Origin of the sequence: Acinetobacter sp. YH12049 (assembly GCF_013419875.1) — a bacterium.
Classification (GTDB): domain Bacteria; phylum Pseudomonadota; class Gammaproteobacteria; order Pseudomonadales; family Moraxellaceae; genus Acinetobacter; species Acinetobacter amyesii.
Genome location: NZ_VOZH01000087.1, coordinates 1 through 4,029, shown reverse-complemented (window position 1 = coordinate 4,029; position 4,029 = coordinate 1). Strand labels below are relative to the sequence as shown.

Annotated in this window: 5 protein-coding genes; 1 reads left to right on the top strand and 4 read right to left on the bottom strand. The window is 38.9% G+C overall.

Annotated features, from left to right (window positions below; translation table 11 throughout):
- Positions 1-850: 850 nt before the first annotated feature.
- The 4 genes from FTU05_RS17395 to FTU05_RS17380 all read right to left on the bottom strand — a co-directional run bounded on the left by FTU05_RS17395 (position 851) and on the right by FTU05_RS17380 (position 3,329).
- Complete coding sequence (locus FTU05_RS17395) at positions 851-1,666, bottom strand: hypothetical protein (RefSeq protein WP_005268593.1); 816 nt, start codon at positions 1,664-1,666, stop codon at positions 851-853.
- An 81-nt stretch (positions 1,667-1,747) separates the two neighbouring features.
- Positions 1,748-2,248 (bottom strand): hypothetical protein, encoded by a 501-nt coding sequence (locus FTU05_RS17390; RefSeq protein ID WP_004282297.1) that lies wholly within the window; start codon positions 2,246-2,248, stop codon positions 1,748-1,750.
- Positions 2,245-3,174, bottom strand: coding sequence for a MobA/MobL family protein (locus FTU05_RS17385; RefSeq protein WP_004282296.1), 930 nt, complete (start codon positions 3,172-3,174; stop codon positions 2,245-2,247). Before FTU05_RS17385 ends, FTU05_RS17390 begins: the two co-directional genes overlap by 4 nt.
- Positions 3,174-3,329: a hypothetical protein gene (locus tag FTU05_RS17380; protein ID WP_004812002.1), complete on the bottom strand. Its 156-nt coding sequence runs from the start codon at positions 3,327-3,329 to the stop codon at positions 3,174-3,176. The genes FTU05_RS17385 and FTU05_RS17380 overlap by 1 nt, the downstream gene beginning before the upstream one ends.
- 280 nt (positions 3,330-3,609) lie before the next feature.
- Here FTU05_RS17380 and FTU05_RS17375 point away from each other — a divergent pair.
- Positions 3,610-4,029 (top strand): conjugal transfer protein TraD (locus FTU05_RS17375; RefSeq protein WP_005253919.1); only part of this gene is annotated, 420 nt, incomplete at its 3' end.

Genomic DNA, 4,029 nt, shown 5'->3' with positions numbered 1-4,029 from the left:
CGAAATTTTTATGGGTATCGTGTTAATAGGCTTAGCGTTACGACTTCTCTTAACATTCAACTGAATAGCCTAAGCAGAAAAGTAAAAACAACTACCTCGACTACTAAACACAATAAAAGCTAAAAGCAAGTGCTCTCAACTTCTCAACTCGCCTCCAAAGCGTCGCACTTCGTGCTTTGGCTTTGGAAACGGTTGAGAGAGTTTCGGCAATACTCACCCTAAGGGCAGCCATTTGAAAAAATGACATATCCCCTAAGTATTGCCGATTTACCTGTATATATTTGGCTTCGGAGCCACGTATATCGGTCGTATCCGCACATAGCTTTGCTGACTATGCAGACAAGGACTCAAAGTCTTGCACCTCGCTCCACGCGCTCCCTGTCGTTACATTGCCTGTATCTCTGCGAGGGTTTCCCCAACGTACAACTTAACAAGTCCTATGTAACTACTCCTAACGCTCCGCCTATGTGAAGTTCCCCTGTAAGCGGTTTAGCCTTTCGACTATAGCTACAATACGCCAGTGACACTTATTCCTACCACACGTACTGCATGCCGACCGTAAAACGGACACGCAGAAGCGGGCAAAGCTCGATCTAGGATGCTTATTTGATGGTTTAAAACACGAATTAACGAAGACTTATCATTTTGAGGCTTGATATAAACACTGTTTATTGTGAAAATAGAGTTCAGGTACAAGCCTTTTGGTGAAATCATAACGGTCGCCAAACCTTATGATCTTCGTTACTTGATGTTAGTTCCATCAAATAACTGCGTACCGCTGAATTTACTTGAAAACCCCTCTAAGTTGCAAGACTTAGAGGGGTTTTTGTTTAGAATTTTACATTACAAGTTACTTATTCTTGTTTAAAGCAAATTTTCGCTTCTTAATCACAGTAAGTGGCTTTTCTTGTGGAGCCATATTTTTCTGAATGGTTCCCTGCTTCATCTCTACTGGGACAGCACTATTTTCAGTAGTCTTTGGATTAGATTCTTTAGGCTTTGACTCTGTTGGCTTTTGCAGAGTTGCTTCCTTATTTTTAATTTTTATATAAATTTTATGAGCAACTGTATTGTGCTCCTTAATTTCCCTGTTCTTATCAGCCAATTTTTTATACTGTTCCTTAAAAGGTTTTATAAATTTTTTGATAGCTGATAAGAACACGGCTTCTTCAGGATATATGTCCGCTAATGTCTTAGGTGTTTCCTTTTGCACGAAATTGATGAGATCGGCTGGAAATTTATTAAGAATCTCTGGAGTAGCAAAGCTTACAAAATCATAGTCATGATAAGAAATTACAGCATATCGGGTATTTTTCTTAGTCGGACTTTTAATATAACCTTTGACTGTTGCCTCTCCTTGATCAAGTAACTTTTTCAAATAGAAATCTTTGATTTGGTTTTCTATAAGCGCATTACCTCTATAGAACCTAAGCTTCTGACTGATTTCCGCCTGTTCTTCCAGGTTGTCTTCATCAACAAGTTTTAGCTGTTCGGATTGGTTAAGGAATTGAGCATAATTATATTGAGCCAGTTCGGATGTCCAAATCAGTAACTGATCAAGGTTTTTAGGCATAGGAACTTTCAAATCATTCAAATCAAGCTTTTTAATGGGCGCAAGTTCTTCTTCCTTAAACTCTGTTCTTTCTAAACTTGATTGCTTTAACATAATAATTTCCTTAACTTCCACTAATTTTAAACATAATAAAAATTATAAATGAGTGCTTAGAGCCTTCATTTTCAGATTCAGCTATTTGGGGTCAATAACGCATAAATCCCCATGCTTCCCATAGCCACACTGCTCTTTCATCACTCGGACGCAGGGCTTGGACTCTTCTCCAACGGCACAACTTTGAATATCAAACTGAATACCTTGCTGCCTTAAACTCTCGATCTTTGGAATATTCTCTAAAGGCTTAATATAAGATGCAAATAGCCACGTCATAGTCAGTATGAGAACTGAAAAAACACCTAAGAAAGTGGTGATTAACTTCCATGAAAATTGATCATTGGCTGATTCAATCGAGTTTTTCAAGCGTCCAAGCGCTTTAGCGGTCTTAATAAGTTCTGCTGTACCGTCCTGTAAGCCCTCATTTACCGCTTTTGATATAGTGTGGTGGGTTTGCCCAGCAATAGTGCTTTGAATGTGTTCTTTCGTGATTTGAAGCTCTTTAACGGCCTGATTGACTAGGTTCTGCTGTTGTTCTGCAACTGCCATCAGTGCATATAGCTTTTTTTCATCAGGTGTCATCGGCTCATCCCTCTAAACTTCATTGTTTTCTGTTGCTCTCTTTCTAATTTCTGCTGCTGTTTGTACTGTTCCAAAGCAAGCTGTTTAAAGCTGTCAAAATCAGCCTTAAAGCTCTCAATACCCTGTTTAATTTCTTTATCTGAAATTGGGCTGTTTTTGAGGTCTTTCAGGTCTTTTTTAGGGTCGCCTAAATCTAGTTGCTCAAGCTCTTTATAGGCTATACGTGACTGTTGCAAGGCTTCCCTGATTTCAGGGTCTTTAGCTTGGCTTGGTAATAGTTTCTTTTCGGGTTCTTTCTCTATGCCTTGCTCTTTGTAGCTTCGCATATCAATACGACTGTCAATTTGGTGTTTTTCTAAATGGCTGTTGCATAAATCAGCCCATCTTTGGCGTAGGTCTTTAATATCAGTTTTTCGTTCCTGGTAACCCTTGCCCGTATTGTCTTTTTTAGCTCCGCCACGTTCAGGATTCTTGGCGTTATAGCGTTTGAAATATTGCTCTGGATCTCGTTCGATTCCATCTTGCAGACGTTCATTAAACATGAGGTGAACGTGAGGCTGATCCTTGCCGTCCATTGCTTTAGGGTTATGAATCGCAAATTGATACGGATATTTTGAGCCGATCTCAGACTGAATGAAGTCCTCAACCAGTTCTAGGCGTTGCTCGGCATTCATCTCTCTAGGCAGGGCAATTTCATATTCTCGATAGGTACTGCCATTTTTACGCTCGTAAAGGTCGGCTGCCTGCCAAAAGGTAATCGGATTATGTTCAGCCCATTTCGGCATGTTTCCATAAGCACTATGTTCAAGATCAGTTTCTGCCTGTTCCTGTTTCAGCTTCTTTTCTTCATCCCTATCAATATATTCGGCATGCGGTGCTGCTTTACCTGCCTTACCGACTTTGACACTTAAACGAGCAATCGCCATTAGGTTTTATCCTGTTCCTTTTTTCGGTTGCGCTCTTTCTTAAACGCTCTTTGATCAAGTATCGAAGCCCACATCATAATGATGATGATTAGCGGTGCTGCGATCACGCCAAAAGTAATATCTTTGATTTTTCCCAATACCTGTTTTAGTTGCATGCTGTTGCTCCTAGCTTTGGTACTTATTTTTTTCATTCAATTTTCAATTGAACGAAAAAAATAAGTTTCAGGGTTTTAGGGATGAAGTCCCTAACGTGCTTAGGTTTCTCAATGAAATTGAGAAACGTCTAAGCGCGCCATCAAATTTTTGATGGAAGTGCAGGCAACAATCTCTAGAACGACTTTAACAAAATTGCGTACATTTGACGTAATTATTTTGTTATCGTTCTTTGAGAATTAAGCCTGTACTTTTGCGGTATCTGAATTAATGGAATTGAATATGAATAATGATTGGCTGTCTGAAAAAATCACCTATATTTCTGCTTTAAAGAACCCTAGTGATGCACAAAAACTTTTACTTGAATTAGCCAAAATTCAGTACAGAACATCTGACCAAGAGAAAAAAATTAATGCCTTGATCAAAGCTGAAAAAGCCATAGATCGAGCAAATAAGCAAAAAGTTGCTGTTAGAAAATTATTGAATGCAGAAAAGGAAGCTGAACGTAAAGCTCGTACACGCCACCTTATCCAATTAGGCGCACTTTTTGAGATTGCTAAGCTAGATCAGCGTGATCCTGCTGAATTGCTTGGAGTACTTATAAAAACTGCTGAAATTGATCCAAATGATATGAAGTGGCAAATTTGGAAAGATTTAGGACAAGAAATGTTAAATAAAAGAAGTAATGAAAATAAAAAATCT